This window comes from Endozoicomonas sp. PH6C (genome assembly GCF_059322965.1).
Genome location: NZ_CP185342.1, coordinates 1,319,692 through 1,339,800, shown reverse-complemented (window position 1 = coordinate 1,339,800; position 20,109 = coordinate 1,319,692). Strand labels below are relative to the sequence as shown.

The 20,109-nt window shown below is 48.6% G+C and carries 18 protein-coding genes; 10 read left to right on the top strand and 8 right to left on the bottom strand.

Features of this window, described 5'->3' with window-relative positions:
* Positions 1-173 precede the first annotated feature (173 nt).
* Together pgm and tyrS are read right to left on the bottom strand one after the other, a co-directional pair.
* On the bottom strand, positions 174-1,811 hold the full coding sequence (gene pgm, locus ACOMG9_RS05260; RefSeq protein ID WP_448216067.1) for a phosphoglucomutase (alpha-D-glucose-1,6-bisphosphate-dependent): 1,638 nt from the start codon (positions 1,809-1,811) through the stop codon (positions 174-176).
* Positions 1,812-2,066: 255 nt separating this feature from the next.
* Positions 2,067-3,374: a tyrosine--tRNA ligase gene (gene tyrS, locus ACOMG9_RS05255; protein WP_448216066.1), complete on the bottom strand. Its 1,308-nt coding sequence runs from the start codon at positions 3,372-3,374 to the stop codon at positions 2,067-2,069.
* Positions 3,375-3,845: 471 nt separating this feature from the next.
* Here tyrS and ACOMG9_RS05250 point away from each other — a divergent pair, with 471 nt between their 5' ends.
* Positions 3,846-5,285 (top strand): OapA family protein, encoded by a 1,440-nt coding sequence (locus ACOMG9_RS05250; protein ID WP_494529901.1) that lies wholly within the window; start codon positions 3,846-3,848, stop codon positions 5,283-5,285.
* Between the two features lie 42 nt (positions 5,286-5,327).
* Positions 5,328-6,455, top strand: a complete 1,128-nt coding sequence (locus ACOMG9_RS05245; protein WP_422132640.1) for an anhydro-N-acetylmuramic acid kinase — start codon at positions 5,328-5,330, stop codon at positions 6,453-6,455.
* A gap of 67 nt (positions 6,456-6,522) precedes the next feature.
* On the opposite strand, the gene ACOMG9_RS05240 is transcribed toward ACOMG9_RS05245, so the two are convergent.
* From ACOMG9_RS05240 to ACOMG9_RS05230, 3 genes are all read right to left on the bottom strand, one after another.
* Positions 6,523-7,953 (bottom strand): hypothetical protein, encoded by a 1,431-nt coding sequence (locus tag ACOMG9_RS05240; protein WP_494529900.1) that lies wholly within the window; start codon positions 7,951-7,953, stop codon positions 6,523-6,525.
* A gap of 221 nt (positions 7,954-8,174) precedes the next feature.
* Complete coding sequence (gene erpA, locus ACOMG9_RS05235; RefSeq protein WP_422132638.1) at positions 8,175-8,531, bottom strand: iron-sulfur cluster insertion protein ErpA; 357 nt, start codon at positions 8,529-8,531, stop codon at positions 8,175-8,177.
* 152 nt (positions 8,532-8,683) lie between these two features.
* On the bottom strand, positions 8,684-9,469 hold the full coding sequence (locus ACOMG9_RS05230; protein WP_448216063.1) for a DUF6776 family protein: 786 nt from the start codon (positions 9,467-9,469) through the stop codon (positions 8,684-8,686).
* Positions 9,470-9,878: 409 nt separating this feature from the next.
* Here ACOMG9_RS05230 and ACOMG9_RS05225 point away from each other — a divergent pair, with 409 nt between their 5' ends.
* Together ACOMG9_RS05225 and ACOMG9_RS05220 are read left to right on the top strand one after the other, a co-directional pair.
* Positions 9,879-10,511: a CDP-alcohol phosphatidyltransferase family protein gene (locus tag ACOMG9_RS05225; RefSeq protein WP_448216062.1), complete on the top strand. Its 633-nt coding sequence runs from the start codon at positions 9,879-9,881 to the stop codon at positions 10,509-10,511.
* 9 nt (positions 10,512-10,520) lie between these two features.
* Positions 10,521-10,694: a hypothetical protein gene (locus ACOMG9_RS05220; RefSeq protein WP_448216061.1), complete on the top strand. Its 174-nt coding sequence runs from the start codon at positions 10,521-10,523 to the stop codon at positions 10,692-10,694.
* Positions 10,695-10,758: 64 nt separating this feature from the next.
* Here the strand turns inward: ACOMG9_RS05220 and ACOMG9_RS05215 are convergent, their stop codons facing one another.
* Positions 10,759-10,968, bottom strand: coding sequence for a cold-shock protein (locus ACOMG9_RS05215; RefSeq protein ID WP_034832746.1), 210 nt, complete (start codon positions 10,966-10,968; stop codon positions 10,759-10,761).
* Between the two features lie 522 nt (positions 10,969-11,490).
* Between ACOMG9_RS05215 and ACOMG9_RS05210 the strand changes: the two genes are divergently transcribed.
* Positions 11,491-12,003: a GNAT family N-acetyltransferase gene (locus ACOMG9_RS05210; RefSeq protein WP_422132634.1), complete on the top strand. Its 513-nt coding sequence runs from the start codon at positions 11,491-11,493 to the stop codon at positions 12,001-12,003.
* A gap of 206 nt (positions 12,004-12,209) precedes the next feature.
* Here ACOMG9_RS05210 and ACOMG9_RS05205 read toward each other — a convergent pair whose 3' ends face one another.
* Complete coding sequence (locus ACOMG9_RS05205) at positions 12,210-12,725, bottom strand: TIGR00645 family protein (RefSeq protein WP_448216060.1); 516 nt, start codon at positions 12,723-12,725, stop codon at positions 12,210-12,212.
* A gap of 267 nt (positions 12,726-12,992) precedes the next feature.
* Positions 12,993-14,027, bottom strand: coding sequence for an N-acetyl-gamma-glutamyl-phosphate reductase (gene argC, locus ACOMG9_RS05200; protein WP_448216059.1), 1,035 nt, complete (start codon positions 14,025-14,027; stop codon positions 12,993-12,995).
* Between the two features lie 391 nt (positions 14,028-14,418).
* On the opposite strand from argC, the gene hemJ reads away from it, so the two are divergent.
* From hemJ to ACOMG9_RS05175, 5 genes are all read left to right on the top strand, one after another.
* Positions 14,419-14,841 carry a protoporphyrinogen oxidase HemJ gene (hemJ, locus tag ACOMG9_RS05195; RefSeq protein WP_494529899.1) on the top strand — a complete coding sequence of 141 codons (423 nt, stop codon included), beginning with the start codon at positions 14,419-14,421 and terminating at the stop codon, positions 14,839-14,841.
* A gap of 96 nt (positions 14,842-14,937) precedes the next feature.
* Positions 14,938-15,765: a DUF805 domain-containing protein gene (locus tag ACOMG9_RS05190; RefSeq protein ID WP_494529898.1), complete on the top strand. Its 828-nt coding sequence runs from the start codon at positions 14,938-14,940 to the stop codon at positions 15,763-15,765.
* Between the two features lie 414 nt (positions 15,766-16,179).
* The gene (locus tag ACOMG9_RS05185; RefSeq protein ID WP_494529897.1) at positions 16,180-17,388 is read left to right on the top strand and encodes an acetate kinase; all 1,209 of its coding nucleotides are present in this window, start codon (positions 16,180-16,182) and stop codon (positions 17,386-17,388) included.
* A gap of 45 nt (positions 17,389-17,433) precedes the next feature.
* A complete protein-coding gene (gene pta, locus ACOMG9_RS05180) occupies positions 17,434-19,530 on the top strand; it encodes a phosphate acetyltransferase (RefSeq protein WP_448216056.1) in 2,097 nt (698 codons plus the stop codon).
* 259 nt (positions 19,531-19,789) lie between these two features.
* The gene (locus ACOMG9_RS05175) at positions 19,790-20,074 is read left to right on the top strand and encodes a GDCCVxC domain-containing (seleno)protein (RefSeq protein ID WP_422476287.1); all 285 of its coding nucleotides are present in this window, start codon (positions 19,790-19,792) and stop codon (positions 20,072-20,074) included.
* Positions 20,075-20,109 lie beyond the last annotated feature (35 nt).

Below are 20,109 nucleotides of genomic sequence, written 5' to 3'. Positions count from 1 at the left end.
GCCATCGCTTCAAGTTCATTTTACTTCTCTGGCATTTAGCCATAAAAAAGTCCTTGCAACTCTCCTGATATCAGGAATTTATTCATGAACATGATTATTAGATTCCAGATTTCCGAGATCTCCCTCCCGCAGAAGCCCACGGGAAGGGAGTCTGAGAGACTGTCGAAAAACGCCTAGCCGGTAACAAAAACTTCCGAAACCATAGCTTTGGCTTCTTCCTGAATTTGCTTAAGGTGGTCAGGACCGACAAAACTTTCGGTATAGATCTTATAAACTGCTTCAGTGCCAGAAGGTCTGGCAGCAAACCAGCCTTTTTCAGTAACGACCTTAAGACCACCGATGGCGGCGCCGTTTGCAGGAGCATGGGTTATTTTGGCAGTAATGGGATCACCCGCCAAAGTATCAGCTTTAAGCCTATCCGGGCTCATGGCTGAGAGTACTTTCTTCTGCTCATCGGAAGCAGGAGCCTGCAGTCGTTCATAAACCGGAGAGCCATAGCGGTCTGTCAGCTCCTGGTAATGTTCACCCGGGTCTTTACCTGTAACGGCAATAATCTCAGCAGCAAGAAGAGCCAGGATAAAACCATCCTTGTCTGTGCACCAGGTGAGCCCATCACGCCGCAGGAAAGCAGCACCGGCACTTTCTTCGCCTCCAAAGGCCAGCTCGCCAGAAGCCAGACCATCGACAAACCACTTGAATCCGACAGGCACTTCCGCCACTTCTCTGCCTAAACCTTTTGCTACATGATCAATCATGGCGCTGGACACCAGAGTCTTGCCAATTTTGGCATTGCCCGACCATTGCTCACGGTGGTTGTACAGGTAATTGATCGCCACCGCCAAATAATGATTGGGGTTCAGCAGACCATGTTCACGAGTCACAATACCATGGCGATCAAAGTCTGGATCGTTACCAAAAGCAATATCAAAGCGATCCCTCAATTCAATCAGCCCTGCCATGGAATAGGCTGAAGAACAATCCATACGAATCTTGCCGTCTTTATCAACATGCATAAAGGAGAAAGTAGGATCAACTTTCTTGCTGACCAGCTCAATATCAAGCCCGTAACGCCTGGCAATAGGCTCCCAATAGTGAAGGCCGGAGCCACCCAGTGGATCAACACCTATTTTTACACCCGCCCTGCGAATAGCCTCCATATCAATGACATTTTCCAGATCATCAACATAAGGTGTGACATAGTCGTATTCAGTAATAAAGCCGGATTCCAGCGCCTCATTAAGCGACATCTGTTTAACACCTTCCAACCCCTGAGCAATGAGTTGATTGGCTCGATCCTGAACCCAATTGGTGACTTCAGAACCGGCCGGACCTCCATGGGGAGGATTGTATTTGAAACCACCGTCTTCAGGAGGGTTATGGGAAGGCGTGATGACAACACCGTCCGCCCTGTCCTGATGATCCCGGTTGTAGGAGACGATGGCATGAGAAATGACCGGAGTTGGTGTATAACCTCTGCCTTCCTGGATTCGAGCCTTTATACCGTTGGCTGCCAGCACCTGAATGGCGCTGATCAATGCAGGTTCTGACAGGGCATGGGTATCCATGCCAACAAACATGGGTCCGGTAATATTATGCTCGCGACGGTATTCGCAGATCGCCTGTGTGATAGCAAGGATATGAGTTTCGTTAAAAGAGGCCTTGAAAGAAGTCCCCCTGTGTCCTGAAGTACCAAACTCGACTCGCTGCGTGGGGTTCAATGGGTCGGGCTGAATAGTGTAATACTCGCTGACCAGACGGGGAATCTTGGTCAGCATATCATCTGTGGCGATTTTACCGGCTTGAGGATGCATGAAGAATTCCTGAGTGAGTGACACTGAAGCATAAAGCAAAAGCTGCTCCAGGTCAGAACACAATATGGCTTAGGTTACCCGCCCTGACTATATGAAGACAGTATCGGAAATTGCCATTGTACCGTGCCAACGATGACCCAGAAACGTCTTGCAGGCCATTCCACAAAGATTCCCTCATGAAAAGCTTTACAGAGGCTCTGAACTTAACAGAGCCTTGGAGATGTCTTCAAAGAGTTGGGAGCCAGCTACAAGCCTTTAGGTCACTTCAAAAAGGAAGTGATTTTTCTTACCCAGTTTCACCAGGAAGAACCGTCCATACATGGCATTTTCTTCAGCAAAGCACCCAGGCAGGTTCATGTTGTCGGCAGCACCGCGAGCTGCTCCATTGAAGAATACCGCATTACGACCCAGCGCATCCTTTACCTGCTTACCGCTTTTCACCATGCCAACCTCTGCAAACAGCTGGGTCATGGGATTACCTTCCAATTGATCACGTTTGATGGTTGCACTGGGCAGCCCATCCAGCTTCAACTGTTCAAGATCCGTTTCAGATAAATTGCTGATCTCTCCCGAGAACAGAGCTTCCGTAATACGTTCTGCAGCTTGCAGACCCTCTTCACCATGCACCAGAAGGGTGACCTTTCTGGCAAGAACCTGCTGGGCCTGCGGACGACCTTCACGCACTTGGTCTTCTTGCTTGATCGCTTCAATCTCTTCCTGTGACAGGAAGGTAAAAAAGCTCATAAAACGGTAAACGTCAGCGTCCGCAGTATTCATCCAGAACTGATAGAAAGCGTACTGGGAAGTCCTGGAAGGATCCAGCCAGACCGCACCGCCCTCGGTTTTACCAAACTTGGTACCATCGGACTTGGTGATCAGGGGCACAGTCAGGCCAAAGGTTCTGGCTTGATTCTGACGACGGGACAGATCAATGCCACCCACAATGTTACCCCACTGGTCACTGCCACCCACCTGAAGAGTGCAGTCATAACGACGATTCAGCTCAGCGAAGTCCATTCCCTGAAGGAGGGCGTAGGAGAACTCGGTGAAAGAGATGCCGGAACCTTCACGATTCAGTCGCTGCTGAACGGATTCTTTGTTGATCATGGCATTGACGGAGAAATGTTTACCGACGTCTCGCAAAAAATCCAGAGCAGTCATCTCACCAGTCCACTCCAGATTGTTGACCACTAAAGCGGCATTCTCACCGCAGTCAAAGTCGATAAACTGGCTGACCTGTTTCTTGATCTTGTCAACCCAGCCTGCCACAACATCAGGTGTATTCAGCTGTCGCTCGGCCGCTTTGAAACTGGGATCTCCTATCAGACCCGTTGCACCACCCACCAACGCAATAGGCCTGTGCCCTGCCATCTGGAAACGTTTCAGGACCAGCAAAGGAACCAGATGTCCCAGATGCAGACTGTCTGCAGTCGGATCGAAGCCGCAATAAAGAACCCTTGGCTGTTCACTCAGATGAGCGTCCAGCTCTTCCACGGCAGTGGTCTGCGCGATAAGCTGGCGGGCCTGCAGATCTTTCAGAAGCGGATTTTGACTCTCAGACATTTACCTATCCTGCTATGAAGTCAACGAGACTGAGCGAAACCATCACGGCTCAGCCTCATGAATTAAACACTGCCGAGGCAGCTGTAGACTCAATTTAGCGGGTAAAAGTACAATAAAACGACTTAAGAACAAAGCCGGAAAAATCGGTTTAATTACATTAATTAACTTAGAGAGCGGTTTAGTTACCTTACTTTAGAAAAAACCACAAACAGAACAGGGCAGATCGGTAGCTTTCAACTAATAATATATAGAGTTTTGGGCCAGAGTCGGTTTCCTGACGCCCGCCGACAAAACATTTACAATTCGTTTATAGCTATATATCAATTCATTATGTAGCGTTTAGATATATAATTCATATATATTCTTCACAAAACTTTAACCAAACAGCTACGAGCTATTTGAAATACTGTCTGATCCGAACCATAAAAGTGGCAGGCACCTGAAACAGTAATTCAACAGTAAATACGTGCAATGACCAAACTTCCCCCCAGAGGTGCCACGCGCAAGCAACCCGGCGGCATCAAGAGTTTTCCTAAAAGACACCTGTTACTGGTAACCGGTGTCGCAGCTACGGTGTTGACTGTTATTGGCTTGCTGCCATCTCCACAAGTTGAGGCCAAACGCTCAGAAACCGAACTGCTTATTGACGAATTTCAATCTTCATCCCCCAAAGAAAAACTAAAGGAACTGGCTCTTGAGGAGAAAGCTGCGCCTGAAGAAACGGTTCCTGAAGAGACGGGAGAGCAACGTGAGGCCAGAGAAAAAGCCGAGCGACTGGCCAAGGAAGAAGCTGCTCTAGGCCCCCGAAGAAGTATCACTATCGAGTCCGGCGATAATCTCTCAACTTTGTTTGATGATATGGGTTTGAGTGCCAAAACTGTCTATGAAGTCTCCAGAACTCCGAAACTGGGCAAAAACCTGACCGATATCCTCCCCGGACAGGCGTTTGAATACCGGGTCAACAGCAAAGGAGTTCTGACCCGGCTGCGCTATGTCCAGAATAAACTTGAAAGCATCCTCTATGAAAGACAGGGGAATGGCTACGTCGGTAAGAAGATAATCCTCGAGCCTGAAGTGCGTATTGCCTTTGCTCAAGCCTCAATCAAAAACTCTCTTTTCCTGGCGAGCCAGAGTGCTGGTCTGAGCGAGAAGATGACCATGGAGCTGGCGGGCATATTTGGTTGGGACATTGATTTCGCGCTGGATATTCGCAGCGGTGACAGTTTCAACGTAATGTACGAAGAAAAATATTTGGATAACGAGAAGCTGGGTGATGGCAATATACTCGCAGCAACATTTATTAACCAGGGTGAAGCCTTTACCGCCATTCGTTACACCAGCAGTCATGGTGACAGCAATTACTACTCTCCGGATGGCAAAAGTATGAAAAAGGCATTCCTGCGAACGCCTGTGAACTTCACCCGGATCAGTTCAAGCTTTAATCCTAACCGCCTTCATCCAATTTTCAAAACCAAGCGCCCTCACAACGGGACAGACTATGCAGCGCCCACTGGCACTCCCATCAAGGCAGCGGGTGATGGTAAGATTCAATTTATTGGCTGGAAGAATGGTTTTGGCAATGTTGTCTTTATCCAGCACCCTCATAATATTGTTACCGTTTATGCCCACCAGAGTCGTGTAAATAAAAGATTCAAGAAAGGTAGCCAGGTTAAACAGGGACAGACCATTGGCTATGTGGGCCAGACTGGCTGGGCTACAGGCCCGCACCTTCATTACGAGTTCCGGGTCAATGGTGTTCACAGAAACCCCGTTACCGTCAAGCTGCCTAATGCCTCACCGATCCCCAAAGCCGAGAAGGCACGTTTTATGGCTTTTGCCAATAAAACCATGGCCCAGCTGGAAAAGCACGGTACAACTATGCTGGCCAGAAACGAGAAAGAGTCGAAATAACAACGATAGCCTCCAGGGAGGGCATGATGGATTATCAGAGATATGCCTGAATACTTTATCGGCCTGATGTCAGGCACCAGCCTTGATGCCATTGACGCAGTTCTGGTTGAATTTGAGGACTCGATATCCAGGCACTCACCATCAGGAAACTGTCGACAGCTGCAGGCATTATCCCATCCGCTCCCTGAAAATCTCAGAGAACAGCTTCTTGCCCTGACACTACCTGGTCCTGATGAAATTGAACGAATGGCGCTGGCTGAGCCCGCTTTTGCCCGGGAATCGGCTGATGCCGTCAGGCGACTCCTGGAACAGGCCAATGTTGATTCAAACCAGATTTCTGCCATTGGCAGCCATGGACAAACGATCCGCCACCGCCCGGAAAAAGGTTTCACTCTGCAGATTGGTGACCCTGGTCTGATTGCTGAACTATCAGGGATTACTGTTGTCGCCGACTTCAGACGTCGAGATGTTGCGGCAGGTGGACAGGGAGCTCCCCTTGTTCCTGCCTTCCATCACGCTGTTTTCAGCAACCCTGTATTGGACAGAGTCATATTGAATATTGGCGGTATGTCCAATATCAGCTTGTTACCTGCAGACCATAAGAAAGCTGTCATAGGCTTTGACACCGGTCCGGGTAACGTTCTGATCGATTATTGGTGCCAACAGCACCTCAACCAGAAATTTGATGCCAATGGCCAATGGGCCTCATCAGGAAGCGTGGATGACCAACTGCTGAATGCGATGCTGAATGACAGCTACTTTTCTGAAGTGCCGCCCAAGAGCACTGGCAGGGAACGCTTCAACCCGGGCTGGCTGGAGTCTCACCTGAGAAATTTTTCTGGCCTGCAACCTCAAAACGTGGCGGCCACACTCACTTTACTGACAGCAAAAACCATTGCCCTGGATATCTGCCAATACGCTCCGTCAGCCAAAGAACTTCTGGTTTGTGGTGGGGGTGCCAACAATAAGCAATTGATGAAACTGATTGAAGATGAGCTTGACCCTTTGTCCGTTGCAACCACAACCTCTCTGGGCATAGCACCTGAATGGGTAGAAGCAGTAGCCTTTGCCTGGCTGGCCAGACAGACACTGTCAGGAAAGCCTGGCAACCTTCCTGCCGTGACAGGAGCTGCTGGCGAACGGGTCCTTGGGGCTATATTCCCGGCTTGATAAATACCGCTGACAATGGATAAAATTGTTCGCCCAGACTAAGGCTGAAGAAAAATCGTGATTTCTATTAACCTTCCGGAGCTTTCAAGAGTCGTTTTCTGGCTTCTTCAGCACCGTATTCGGCGATTAATGCCGGAGTAAGAATTTTGTTAATTTTATCGACACTACTTCTCAACTTGTCCCTGTCCTGAATAGAGGTTAACCCTTTACTCATTAAAGACCGAATAGACTTTCTAAACTTATCAAAACCATTGCTATACAGTTGCATCAGTGATCGTTCCTGTTTCATGTGAGCAGCCCACTTGAGTAGATTTGACTTCGGGGGTCTCTGACGCTTAAAGGTTTTAATCAGAGAAAACATTTGCTCATCAAGCCAAACAGAATCATTGAACAGTGGTTGAAAGTCGTAAGCATCACCGAGATTCTGAGAGACATCTTCCAACTCCAGCTCTAATTCAAGCATCTCCAGCTCAAACTCCTCATCATTAATCGATTGGTATATATTTTCGCCAGTAGATGGGTCTATGGAATCCGAACGGACTCTTTCCGGATCACTTGCATGCTGGGGTGATGATTTGAAGTTCAAACTTTTGGGGACATCGTAATCTGAAGATACTTTCAGGTCTCTGGGTATATCATAGTCTGTACTTTTCATCCGATTAACAGGCACATCATATTCTGGTTTTGCTTTCAGATTTGCAGGTACATCATATTCAGGGCTTTGCTTGCGATTAGCAGGCACATTATATTCCTGTTTTGTTTTCAGATTACCGGGTACATCATATTCAGTGCTTCTCTTCCGGTTAGCAGGGACATCGTATTCTGGTTCTTTTTTTAGTCTACCGGGTACATCATAGATATTAGCCTGTCCAGGCTTTTCATTTCCGGCAAGTGCCTCTTTGCCCTGGTTACGTGGTTTTGGCTGCGGAGCTCTACTCAGAGAGCCGCTCAAGTCCCCGCTGTTTTTTCTTCTCGTCCGAGGGGTAGGTACTGGCCTTTCTTTCACATCTGGTTGCTCTTGTTGCTTGCTCTGAACAAGCTCATCGGTCGGCTCTTTAACCTGAGGAGGATGCCTGGGTAATGATTTACTTCTTCTGGGTGCCACTGGTGGCGCCTTCTTATTGCTGCGTCGATTCGATTCAACTTCATTCCCACTCCGCTCCTGTTGGCCGCTCACTGAAGAGGGGCTCTCTGGAGATCCAGGCGTTGGAATGGGGGCCGAAATGGATTGACCCTGCAGAGGGAGTACCTGAATGAAAATCTTGCTTTCAGCTTTCGCTGCCACTCTCGACTTCAGGTCTGTAGGAGGCCTAGGATCTGATTGCTTACTTTTCGCTTGCTCAGTCTTCAAGGAAGGAAGCCCATGGGGGCCAGCTTTTCTGATTTTTCTCAGTATGCCTCCCAGCAGTGCTTTGACGGTAGTTTTCCAGTTATTCTTAACAGGTGAAGACGAATATAAGGGCCCATCGCTTCCCTGAGGACCTGAGAGATCTGCCATCACACACCATCCATATATGCATTAATATACCTATCAGTATAATAGCCTCTGAATTCAACGCGTTACGACGACTTTCAAGTTACGGACTACTGACGCTTCAGAGAGTACTTGTCTGACAGCATTGCCCTGCTGGCCAAACAAATGGCAGGGCTGAAAGGATGAGGGCATGAGCAGCTACTTAATAGGAATATCCGGGCGCTGGCGCCCGGCAAAAAGAGTATTCAGATAGAAAAAGAAGAACCGCAGCCACACGTGGCGGTTGCATTAGGATTTTTCACCAGGAATCGGGAGCCTTCCAGTCCCTCTTCGTAATCGACCTCAGCACCGACCAGATACTGGTAGCTCAGTGAATCCACGACCATTTCAGCTCCCTGCTTTCTGACCAGAGTATCGTCGTCTGCCAGTTGATCATCAAACTTGAAACCATACTGAAAGCCCGAACATCCACCACCAGTGACATAGACACGAAGCCTCAGGCACTTGTTATCTTCATCTTCCATGAGCCGATTGACTTTCTCAGCGGCATTATCCGTCAGTTCGATCGGGTCCGGCATTACCGTTTCAACTACTGCGCTCATTTATCCTCCCGTGCTACCTGATCGCCACAGGCAAACCCTATCTCTGTATACTCTCAGAGTCCTGCTCTTACGGTCTCTGCACGTATAACTGTATTAATATGCTGCGTCCATTATCCAAGTAACCCAGTAAAGCAGTCAACTACTCAGGCGACTTAACCACTTTCGGTCAGTCCGTTTTTCACATCGCCTTCCAGCTCTTCCTGCCAGTCCAGAATATTGGTCAGGCTTCGCACTGCACCACTTTTGACTTTAATGCTGACCATCACTTTCTCGGGCTTGAACCCGTCGGGAAGCGTCAGATTGATATAGTCACGGTTTTCAGGGAAAGACTGAAAATAACGGAACCCAAGTGCCTGGGACTTTTCCATTCCGGCCAGTTCCATCAGGGACAGAGACTCTTTCTTACCATCTTTCACCCCTTTGACAGAGACATTCAGAGTTCCTTTGAGAAACGGGTTGTCTCTGGCCACCTGAGAGACCACCATTCTGAAGCGATACTGATTTTTCTCCTCACCCTGCAGCAGATCAAATGCATAGAGCCTGATGCCTTCAGCACTGTCTTCCGGAGCAAGAATACTCTTGTAAAATGCTAGATCCTTGCTCAGCAGAGCTTTTTCATCTTCCAGATCCCGTATAACACTACGAATGCTGTTTGCCGCCTCGCGGTCCACCTTACTGGTTCTTTCCAGAATAACCAATTTCTGCCTGAGAGACTCCTCTACCCCCAACAAGTCTTGCAACTGATTCCTTAGATCTAAGCTTTCCTGCCTCAGTATGGCTGCCTCGGTATCGGAAATCCGTCCCCCAAGATAATAAGAAAGTCCCATAGCCAGAACAAAGGCCAATACCAGAAAAAGCCTGATCTTGCGCTCTCTGGCGGGATCATCACGCACCACCTTCATACTACCCGGCGGCTTGATAGAAAGAGAATCTGGCATCTCATTTATCCTGATAAAAAAGCGGCATAATGAACTTTCCGGGCAAAATTTATGCTTTCAGGGACAATCCCGGCAAGCTCCCGACAACCTAATGTTAAGTACCTGGCCAGTTGGTTTCGCATATTCTGGCGAGTGGATTTTTTCATCCTTCAAGGCGCAACGACGGGCGCGTAGCCATAGCTACGCAACCAGAGTTGGAACGCAGAAGGATGGAAAAAGCCGCCGTCCAGAATATGCGAAACCAACTGGTTAGGTACTTATATAAGCACCTAATCAGATACTTACAAATAGAATCCGCTGGACTATGCAAAAGCCACTTTCCCGGCAGCTTAAAACAGTAACGTTTCGACTCCTATGGCACGATCAGGGTATGATAACCGGCTGTGACTAAAGACTGCCTGAAACCCTGATGCTTGACCGCTGGACTTCTCTCTGGATCAGATCGCCTCTGAATCTTCTTGCCCGCCCACTGAAAAAAGCAGGTGTCCGGGCTGACCAGATTACTCTGACTGGTTTCCTGGTCGGATTAACAGCCCTGCCATTGCTGGCATTTGAGCTCTATTTGCCTGCTCTGGTTGCCATTCTTTGCAATCGTCTGATGGATGGGCTCGATGGTGCTCTGGCAAGAATAACACAAACCTCAGATGCCGGTGGCTATCTGGATATAACCCTGGACTTCATCTTTTATTCGGCCATCGTGCTTGGCTTTGCCTTTGCCGATCCTGAAAAAAATGCCCTGATGGCCAGCCTGCTGATCTTTACTTTCGTCGGAACGGGCTCCAGCTTTCTGGGCTATGCGATTATGGCTCAGAAGAGAGGTCTCTCAGACCCTGACTTTAGCAACAAATCCTTCTATTACCTGAATGGTCTGGCAGAAGGTACAGAGACCATTGCCATTTTTGTGCTCTTCTGCCTGTTTCCCCAGTATTTCCCGATTCTGGCTGCATTTTTTGCTGTAATCTGTATCCTGACAACCATGACCAGAGTCTGGGCAGGTTACCAGACTCTCAGGCGGGCAGACGAGCTCGATACCCATCAGTGAATGATAACCATGGAATTATTGAAGATACTGTTTCTACTCTTTATTGCGCTGGCCGTAGTGGTCATGGCAACACAGCGGTTCGGCAAACCCATGAGTCGGGAGAAACAGTCAAAACTGTCAAAAATAGCCATCATACTGATTTTGATCATGCTGGTAGCCAAAATCATCAAAGAGTTCGTCTAGACGAAAAAAGGCAGCGCAAAGCGCTGCCTTTTTTGTTCACTGCCCGAAAGGTCGTGAAGAGTAATCAGTCGATTACTTCAATGTTCTCAGCCTGAGGGCCTTTGGCGCCCTGAGTCACCTCGAACTTAACACGCTGGCCTTCGACCAGAGTTTTGAAACCAGTACCGACGATAGCTCTGAAGTGAGCAAATACGTCCGGACCAGAGTCCTGGCTGATAAAGCCGTAACCTTTGGACTCGTTGAACCATTTAACTGTTCCGGTAGAAGCAGACATAATCAATTCCTGAAATTGAACAAAAATAGGGTGGTCACACAACATGACCGCTTAGCTGAAAGCGTCGCTACTACTTATGATTTATCAGGAAGATCTACAACTATGGAACTTCGAAACGCAAGACATAAATATAAGGCATAACTTAAAGCTAAGCTAATTGTATCTCAAATAGCTACAGAAGCAATGAGTACAACACGATTAAAGATATCGTGAAAATCAGCAGATACAACCCCGGCAACATTGATATAGAGACAACCTGCATGATTATTTCTCATAACCGTTACCTTGATTCCTTATTCCGCACCAAAACCTGCGACTGGAAGACCGCTATCAGAGGGTATGCAACCTTGTAAAACAGATACCAAAATTCCCAGACAGACAGTTTTGTTGAATTTTGCTACTTATTCCCACACCCAGGCTCACACCAGCCACCTCGAGAAAAGCACCCAGCCATATAACTTGCATCGAACATTTGGGTAGAGAATACTGCAGTTTTGAAGTTATAGCAGAGAAGTAGTGATCATGAAAATAAAAATACGACATCAGGAAGACAGAGACTTACCCCACATTGCAGAAATGTTTGAATATGAGGATTTGGCAGAAAACACCTCCCAGATCCCCTATAACCACTCCGACCACTGGAAACAGCTGTTCCAATCCCGAAGCAATGAATCCGTTCAACTGATTGCGGAGGTAAATGGCAAGGTTGCAGGTCATCTCGGCATTCTTATGTCCAGCAAGCCACGTAAAAAACACGTCGCTACTTTTGGCATCAGCGTACATCCTGATTTTCAGGGACAGGGAATAGGATCAGAACTGGTTGACGAGATGATACAGCTTTGTGATCACTGGCTGAATATTGTTCGCATTGAACTGGGTGTTTTCACAGAAAACAAACAGGCAATCGCCCTGTATAAAAAGTACGGGTTTGAAATTGAAGGGACGTCGCGCTTTGACTGCTTCCGCAGAGGCCAGTACAGCAGCACCTATAAAATGGCCAGAATAAGACCGGATCTGCTGGAACAACTGTCATAACACCAAGGCCCGGGAATAATCTGCAAATCCAGAACGCTGTCCTGAGCCACCAGTATCACAGCAAGGTCTTCTGGTGCACGCTCCATCAGTCCATACTTCAGGCATTGGACAGGTTAAGAATACAAGAATAGAAAGAATATCAGTCATAACTGGCTCACCGGAATGAGTCAGCCTGAGAACACGATTAACCTCTGAGTAAGAGAGCGTTAAAGCGAGGTATTAATTTCTTTCTCTTTTCTGTAAAGCAGGAGATCGAGCAGGCCCATAAAGAACGCTGAGGCAACAAAGGTCAGATGTATCAGCGCCGCCCACATCAACTTGTCATTTGGGATGTTAACCGTATTCATAAACATTTTGAGCAAGTGGATTGAGGAGATGGCTACAATGGAGGCAGCAACCTTGGCCTTAAGTGAGCTGGTATCCATTTTACCTAGCCAGCTGAGCTTCTCAGAACTCTCATCCAGGTCTATTTTAGAGACAAAATTTTCATAACCGGCATACATAACCATAACGATTAGGCCCCCAACCAGAGCTAAATCAACTAGCGTAAGCACCTTGAGTATTACCTGCGTCTCATTCATATTAGAAACGTCGAGCAGCAGGTTAGTAACACTCTGAAAAAACTCAATCAATAAAGCGATCAGGACAAGACTCAAGCCGATGTAAATTGGCGCAAGAAGCCAACGGGCAGAATAGAGCAGCCTTTCAAACAGTTTTTCCATGGATATGCCAGATCAGTCGGTAGATCATTAAAGGTTGCAGGATACTAGCACAATTATTCTAAGCGAAATTACAAAAGTCGTAATGATTTGCGAACCGGGCAGTGCCGACGCATGAAAGACTTGAAGAAGCCATTACCCAGTATACCTGCTCTTTTGATGTCTACCCCTCAAGCTGAAGTGCCCTTTGACCAAAAATAACGCTCAGTCTTTGCAACCTGCCAGGCAAGGATGGAGCATCGATAACCCGAACAGGCTCACAAAAAAATATCAAGGCATCAAAGCAGGCGCATCAAGGCCTACTGTTTCATTCAGTTCACACATGATATTCATGTTCTGAATGGCCTGACCTGCCGCCCCCTTCACCAGATTATCTATGACCGACAGAATAACTACGGTATCGCCGTCCAGAGGACGATGAACGGAAATGCGGCACTGATTACAGGATTTGACTGAACGGGTTTCCGGATGACTGCCTGCAGGCAAAACATCAACAAAAGGTTCATGACTGAACTTGTTTTCATACAACGCCTGAAGATCAATGGAGTGATCTTTTACCGAAACATAGGACGTTGCATGAATCCCCCTGATCATGGGGACAAGGTGGGGCACAAAAATCAGCTCGCCCCTGTAACCCTGCCCCCCCATTCTGCCTATTCCCTGTCTGATTTCTGGCAGGTGTCTGTGGCCTGGCACACCGTAGGCCTTGAATGACTCCGAAACTTCGCACAACAAACTGGCCACTTTGGCTTCACGACCAGCGCCGCTGACTCCTGACTTGGCATCTATAATAACATTGCCTTCTACCAGAGCATTTTCCATCAATGGCAACAGACCCAGCTGTGCAGCTGTCGGATAACAGCCCGGATTAGCCACCAACTGCGCAGTTTTAATGGACTCCCGATTCATTTCTGGCAAACCATAGACCGCTTCTGCCAGCAGTTCGGGACAGGCATGATCAATACCGTACCATTGCTTCCAGTCAGTAGCGCTGGCCAGACGAAAATCAGCAGCCAGATCCACGACTTTCACACCTTTGTCCAACAGTTTGGGCACGGAATTCATGGCAATTCCGTTGGGCGTTGCGAAGAAAACAAGATCACAGGTGGCCAGGACATCATCGTCTGGCTGTGAATAGACAATATCCATCTTGCCTCTTAGACCTGGATATAGCTCACTGACGGGCTTGCCTGCCTCTTTTCTTGAAGTAATCACCGTTACTTCAACGTCGGGATGAATCGCCAAAAGACGCAGCAACTCTGCTCCGGTATAGCCGGTACCACCAACAATGCCTGCTTTGATCATGGATACGACGCCTTAAAAATAGAATATTTATTTAAAATAATAGAATAAATATTTATAAAAGCTCTTTCAAGACTCGCTTCTGCAAATATTCTTTGTGACACCCCCCGCCTTGTCAGGCGAGGCTTCTGACTTCACAGGCTACAGCCAGCCTATAGCGACTGGACTTACACAGAAGCCTCCATCAGCAGTAACCGGGCGCCCCTCGGTATTTTATTGGTCTCTTGCGAGTCACTCTAACAGCAGGGTTTCAACAAAACAACGCTCAGAACACAACCTAGCCGGTTTACAATACTCAGAAATTCACTCACCCTTTCACCCGGATATCGAACTCTGGCGTCTTTTCCGCTACTCTCTATCCGCTATCAGTAATCAAAAATCAAGGATCTCGCGCATGCTCTGGGTTAAAGCCTTTCATATTATCGCCATGGTCTGTTGGTTTGCAGCCCTTTTCTACCTGCCAAGACTCTTTGTTTATCACGCCATGAGCGAAGATCAGGTCAGTAATGAACGATTCAAGATCATGGAGCGCAAGCTTTACCGTGGGATTGCCCTGCCGTCCATGATCGCCACTCTGGTGCTGGGTATCTGGTTACTCCGTTTCAACCCGTCCTATTATATGAGCAGTGGCTGGATGCACGCCAAGCTGGCATTGGTGGTTCTGCTGATTGGCTATCACCACATGTGTGGCGCGTTCCTGAAAAAGTTTGCCAATGATGCCAACACTAAGTCAGACAAATTCTACCGTATTTTTAATGAACTGCCGGTTCTGCTTCTGGTGGCTATTGTAATTCTGGTTGTAGTCCGTCCCTTCTAAGGATTAACAACCTTGCGTTTCCGGCATATCTGCCGATAAGACGCCCTGAGTGGTGACACCCCGAACAGGTGTTTCCAAAGCTCGGGGGATCCAGTTATGAAGCGCAAAGATTATAAAGTCATATTCAAAGGGCAGATTCTTCCTGGCTTTTCCGAAGCTGAAGTCAAAAATAATCTGGCCCGTTTGTTCAATGCCGATGCGCAGCGCATTGACCGCCTTTTTTCAGGCAAGCCCTACGCGGTTCGAAAGCCTGTCACCAGGAAAGAAGCCCGCAAATACGAAGAAGCCATTAGAAAGGCCGGTGGACAATGCCGGATTATGACCCTGGATGGCTCAAAAACATTACCACCCACTGAAGAAAACAGCTCATCTATCTTTGCCGAGACCCCGCTGTCCAGAGCACCCCGACAAAATAGTAATGAGCCATTGCGGCTGATAAGACGCATCGGACGAACCCGCTACCTGGCCATGAGTTGGCTGGTCGTAGCTGTAGAAGCTGTTGCCTTCCTGCTCCCTGATTATTTACCAATGCTGATTGGAGCAGCCCTGACTATTCAGCAGACTGTGTCAATGGTTCTGGGCATTCACAGTCTGGCAATCATGCTTACACTTTATCTGGTCATTACCCGACTTCACGATATGGATCGAAGCGGCTGGCTGTGGCTGTTTCTGGTCATTCCAGTGGTCAATATTCTGCTGCTTTTCTGGCTCAGTATCGGGCCGGGCACAGAAGGAAAAAACAACTATGGGGAGCCGCCGTTACCACCAGCCAATCTGACACGTGCACTGGGCATTTATCTTCCCATCTCATTGATGCTTGTTGGAGTCGCTGGCGCTTATCTCTATCAGGAACAACTGGTGACCTGGATTCAGATGTTGCCTGAAGCGACCAAGAAATGGACGGGGCTTGAGTATCCGGGATAAAAGGCTAAATTACCTTTGTGCCCTGAACAGACTCTAACGATATGATTTTCCTATCTGCGGAATACCTTTCCCCGGACTATAGAAATTCCGATAGAGGCATTCAAAAATAGTATCTGAATACGCATCTTTACGCAGTCCACTGACCTGCATCAATGGTTATAATCGAAACTTTTATAACGTTGCCCGTATTATGAGCCGATATTCGTCTGGTGAATTGCAAAGCATTTTTATTCATCCCTGGTTTTCGAATATCTGTCCTGCGGGCCACCATGATGCAAACAGTTCCTTCAGTATTGAACTCAGGGTGCTTCGGCACACAGAGTCAAACTACTGTTGACACATACCCCTTCAGGAGACTGACCGGAGTCAATCGGTCAGCCTCCCATTGCAAGTATTCTGCTAGGTACTATTTCAATGAGCAAAGACAGCATTCTGGTCATCAACTGCGGCAGCTCATCCCTCAAATTCGCAGTGATTAACCCGACAACGGAAGAAGAGAAAATCAACGGCATCGCTGAACGCCTGGACAGCAGCGAAGCGGTTCTGCGCTGGAAGGTCAAGGGCGAAAAAGGCTCTCAGGCGCTCGGACTGGCTGCACACGAAGCAGCTTTGGAAGCACTCATGGGCCTCCTGCGTGAAGAAGGTCTGGTAGAAGGCATCTCCGCCATTGGTCACCGCGTTGTTCACGGTGGAGAGAAGTTCTCCAAGTCCTGTCTGGTCACAGATGAGGTTCTGCAGGCGATTGAAGACGGCACCAAGCTGGCTCCTCTGCATAGCCCAGCCAACCTTGCAGGTATCCGTGCCGCCCAGAAAATTTTCCCGGGCCTGCCCAATGTTGTTGTTTTTGACACTGCATTCCATCAGACCATGCCAGCCGAAGCTTACCTCTACCCGATTCCATACAACCTGTACAAAGAACACGGTGTTCGTCGTTACGGCTTTCATGGAACCAGCTATCGCTATGTCGGTCAGGCTGCTGCCGACATGCTGGGTCTGGATATCAATGACAGCAATCTCGTGGTAGCTCATCTGGGTAACGGAGCCTCTGCCTGTGCGATCAAGAATGGCAAGTCCATTGATACCACTATGGGCCTGACACCTCTGGAAGGTCTGGTTATGGGCACCCGTTCCGGTGATGTTGACCCCAACCTCTTCAACTTCCTGAACAAAACTCTGGGCTACACCCTGGAAGAAGCCACCGACCTGCTGAATAAGAAGAGCGGTCTACTGGGCCTGTCTGAAATGGACAGCGACTGTCGTGTTATTGAAGACGCTGCAGCTCAAGGCAATGAACGTGCGCAACTGACCCTGGACGTTTTCTGCCATGTTCTGGCTGAAAAAGTAGCGGGTTTTGCTGCCGCCATGGGTAAGATTGATGCCCTGGTATTCACTGGCGGTATCGGAGAGAACTCCAGCGTCATTCGCAGGAACGTTATTGAACGCCTGAGCATTTTCGGCTTCAAGGTGGACAACAAGCTCAATGATGAAACTTTCCGGGGCAGAAGCGGTGTTATTACCGAGGAAGGCTCAACGATTGCAATGGTCGTGACCACCAACGAAGAGCTAATGATTTCCCGTGACACTCAGGCCCTGATCGCCTCATTCAACCTGGGGTCTGCCTGAAGACCCCAGGTTTGACTTGCTTGCGAACATTTCTGGAGCTGCATTATGCGTACGTTTTTTCTGGCCCCAACCCGATATGGAGTCGGCCTGACTTCAGTCTCCCTGGGTCTGGTGCGGGCACTCGACACTCTGGGCCTGAGGGTAAAATTCTTTAAGCCCATTGCCCAGTTGCATACGACGGATAAAGGACCTGAGCGTTCTACACGACTGGCTCAGCGTATTATGGACCATGAGCCACCGACACCGATTACCACCCAAAGGGTTGAAAACCTGCTGGGAGACAATAAAGGTGATGAGATTATGGAAGAGATTGTCGCTCTATTCGACGATGCTTCCGAAGGGGCTGAAGTGGTCGTGGTCGAAGGCTTGGTTCCCACCCGTGACATGCCTTATGCCAACCGCCTTAACAGCGATATGGCCAGAACATTGAACGCCGATATCATTCTGGTTTCAGAAAAAGGCAAGGACTCTCTGGAAGATGTTGCAGATAAACTGGAAATTGCTGCCGACAGTTTTGGTGGCATCAAAAACCCCAGTGTCATCGGTTATATCCTGAACAAACTGGATAAAGAGCTGGTTGAGCAACTGACTGAAGATCAACAATTCAGACCCTTGCCCGAGTTTACTCGCAAGAGCTTCTTGCCCCTGGGTTACATCAGCTACGATCCACAGCTGAGTTCACACCGCACTCTGGACATTGCCCGCCATCTGGGTTGTGAAGTCATTAACGAAGGTGACATTGCCCAGCGTCGTGTTAATTCCTACACACTGAGTGCCAGAACTCCCAGTAACATGATCCAATACCTGAAGCCTGGTAATCTGATCATTACTGCCGGTGACCGTGATGATATTGTTCTGGCAACCTCTATGGCAGCCTCCAACGGTGTTCCCCTGCCCGGACTGCTACTCACCAGCGGAATCAGAATGTCCAAGGCTGTTCAGGAGCTCTGTGCCAAAGCATTCTCTACCGGTCTGCCAGTCCTGATGACTGAAGATGACTCTTATACGACCGCTACCCGTCTGGATCGCATGAGCGACGAGCTGCCTCTGGACGACATAGAGCGTATTGAAAAAGTGATGAACACCATCGCCGAGAATCTTAATAACAACTGGTTCAAGCAGCACTGCGGAGGTCTGACAGAGCGTCGTCTTTCGCCTCCGGCATTTCGCTACAGTCTGGTGCAACAGGCAAAAGCAGCTCGCAAACGCATTGTTCTGCCAGAAGGTGATGAGCCAAGAACCATTCAGGCTGCCATCATCTGTCAGGAACGCGGCATTGCCGAGTGTATCCTGCTGGGTAATCGCGAAGTTATTGAACAGGTCGCTCGTGACAACGGTTTTGATCTGCCAGAAGGGCTGATTATTATGGACCCCAGGAGTATCAGTCAGCGTTACATTGAGCCCATGGTCGAACTGCGCAAGCATAAAGGCCTGAATGCTCCTATGGCAGAAGCTCAGCTGGAAGATACCGTTGTTCTGGGTACCATGATGCTGGCCACGGACGAAGTGGATGGCCTGGTTTCCGGCGCTGTCCACACTACGGCCAACACCATCCGTCCGGCTTTCCAGCTGATCAAGCCGAAAAAAGACGCCGGTGGACTGGTATCTTCCATCTTCTTTATGTTGCTGCCTGATCAGGTTCTGGTGTACGGTGACTGCGCCGTTAATCCAAACCCTGACGCAGAAGCTTTGGCTAACATTGCCATTCAGAGTGCCGACTCCGCCAGAGCCTTTGGCATTGAGCCGCGCATCGCGATGATCAGCTACTCTACAGGCTCTTCCGGCATTGGTGCAGACGTTGAGCGTGTTCGCGATGCTACCCAGCTGGTTCGTGAGAAGCGCCCTGATCTGGTGGTTGACGGTCCACTGCAGTACGACGCTGCGTCCGTCGAATCTGTTGCCAAGAGCAAGGCGCCCGACTCAGACGTTGCTGGTCGTGCAACTGTCTTCGTATTCCCGGACCTCAATACGGGCAATACTACCTACAAAGCTGTACAGCGTAGTGCCAATGTCATCAGTGTAGGTCCAATGCTTCAGGGTCTGAACAAGCCGGTCAACGACCTCTCCCGCGGTGCTCTGGTGGACGATATTGTCTACACCATTGCCCTCACCGCTATTCAGGCTGCTGCCGAAAAAGCCTGACTCTGCCTTTTGTTCGGGGGAGACAAAATGTCTCTCCCGTCATTTATGCAAATCAAATATCTCATCTCACTGTCGTTTTTTTATCCTGCTACACATCTTCCTGAACACGACCGCGAATAATCTCTTAATCATTCGAGGCAACACATAATTGTCACACTTCTTGCTTAACATTTATGAACAATCATTCAAGTAAGGAGAAACTGTGTCGACATTGGATTATTACGCCCTGAAGAAAATAACAAAAGCAGAGAAATTGACAATGAAACTTCATCTTAATACCGAGTCAACGGTTACCTGTAACTGCTGCGGCCATTCCGAAACTGAAACCATGCCACTGGATGCTTGCGTTTATCTCTATGAATGCAGAAGCTGTAAAAACCTGATGACTCCCCAGAGAGGGGACTGCTGCATCTTTTGTTCTCGTGGCTCCCATCCCTGCCCCACCAGCCAGAAAGAAAGCAGAAGCTATCGAGTAATACCCAAGCAAGAACAAGCAGCCACGGAAGCCTCACACTATGAGACGAGCCAAACGATGGCAGGATAATCTGTCTGCCAGCCCGTAAAGGAGCCAGTGAGGCC

What these genes read in the sequence shown, in the direction of transcription:
- ACOMG9_RS05205 (WP_448216060.1), bottom strand. Translation starts at nt 12,725, where the DNA reads ATGGAAAAACTGTTTGAAAGGCTGCTCTATTCTGCCCGTTGGCTTCTT.
- ACOMG9_RS05185 (WP_494529897.1), top strand. Translation starts at nt 16,180, where the DNA reads ATGAGCAAAGACAGCATTCTGGTCATCAACTGCGGCAGCTCATCCCTC.
- pta (WP_448216056.1), top strand. Translation starts at nt 17,434, where the DNA reads ATGCGTACGTTTTTTCTGGCCCCAACCCGATATGGAGTCGGCCTGACT.
- erpA (WP_422132638.1), bottom strand. Translation starts at nt 8,531, where the DNA reads ATGAGCGCAGTAGTTGAAACGGTAATGCCGGACCCGATCGAACTGACG.
- ACOMG9_RS05230 (WP_448216063.1), bottom strand. Translation starts at nt 9,469, where the DNA reads ATGCCAGATTCTCTTTCTATCAAGCCGCCGGGTAGTATGAAGGTGGTG.
- ACOMG9_RS05240 (WP_494529900.1), bottom strand. Translation starts at nt 7,953, where the DNA reads ATGGCAGATCTCTCAGGTCCTCAGGGAAGCGATGGGCCCTTATATTCG.
- ACOMG9_RS05225 (WP_448216062.1), top strand. Translation starts at nt 9,879, where the DNA reads ATGCTTGACCGCTGGACTTCTCTCTGGATCAGATCGCCTCTGAATCTT.
- ACOMG9_RS05220 (WP_448216061.1), top strand. Translation starts at nt 10,521, where the DNA reads ATGGAATTATTGAAGATACTGTTTCTACTCTTTATTGCGCTGGCCGTA.
- ACOMG9_RS05175 (WP_422476287.1), top strand. Translation starts at nt 19,790, where the DNA reads ATGAAACTTCATCTTAATACCGAGTCAACGGTTACCTGTAACTGCTGC.
- argC (WP_448216059.1), bottom strand. Translation starts at nt 14,027, where the DNA reads ATGATCAAAGCAGGCATTGTTGGTGGTACCGGCTATACCGGAGCAGAG.
- ACOMG9_RS05210 (WP_422132634.1), top strand. Translation starts at nt 11,491, where the DNA reads ATGAAAATAAAAATACGACATCAGGAAGACAGAGACTTACCCCACATT.
- ACOMG9_RS05250 (WP_494529901.1), top strand. Translation starts at nt 3,846, where the DNA reads ATGACCAAACTTCCCCCCAGAGGTGCCACGCGCAAGCAACCCGGCGGC.
- ACOMG9_RS05215 (WP_034832746.1), bottom strand. Translation starts at nt 10,968, where the DNA reads ATGTCTGCTTCTACCGGAACAGTTAAATGGTTCAACGAGTCCAAAGGT.
- pgm (WP_448216067.1), bottom strand. Translation starts at nt 1,811, where the DNA reads ATGCATCCTCAAGCCGGTAAAATCGCCACAGATGATATGCTGACCAAG.
- ACOMG9_RS05245 (WP_422132640.1), top strand. Translation starts at nt 5,328, where the DNA reads ATGCCTGAATACTTTATCGGCCTGATGTCAGGCACCAGCCTTGATGCC.
- hemJ (WP_494529899.1), top strand. Translation starts at nt 14,419, where the DNA reads ATGCTCTGGGTTAAAGCCTTTCATATTATCGCCATGGTCTGTTGGTTT.
- tyrS (WP_448216066.1), bottom strand. Translation starts at nt 3,374, where the DNA reads ATGTCTGAGAGTCAAAATCCGCTTCTGAAAGATCTGCAGGCCCGCCAG.
- ACOMG9_RS05190 (WP_494529898.1), top strand. Translation starts at nt 14,938, where the DNA reads ATGAAGCGCAAAGATTATAAAGTCATATTCAAAGGGCAGATTCTTCCT.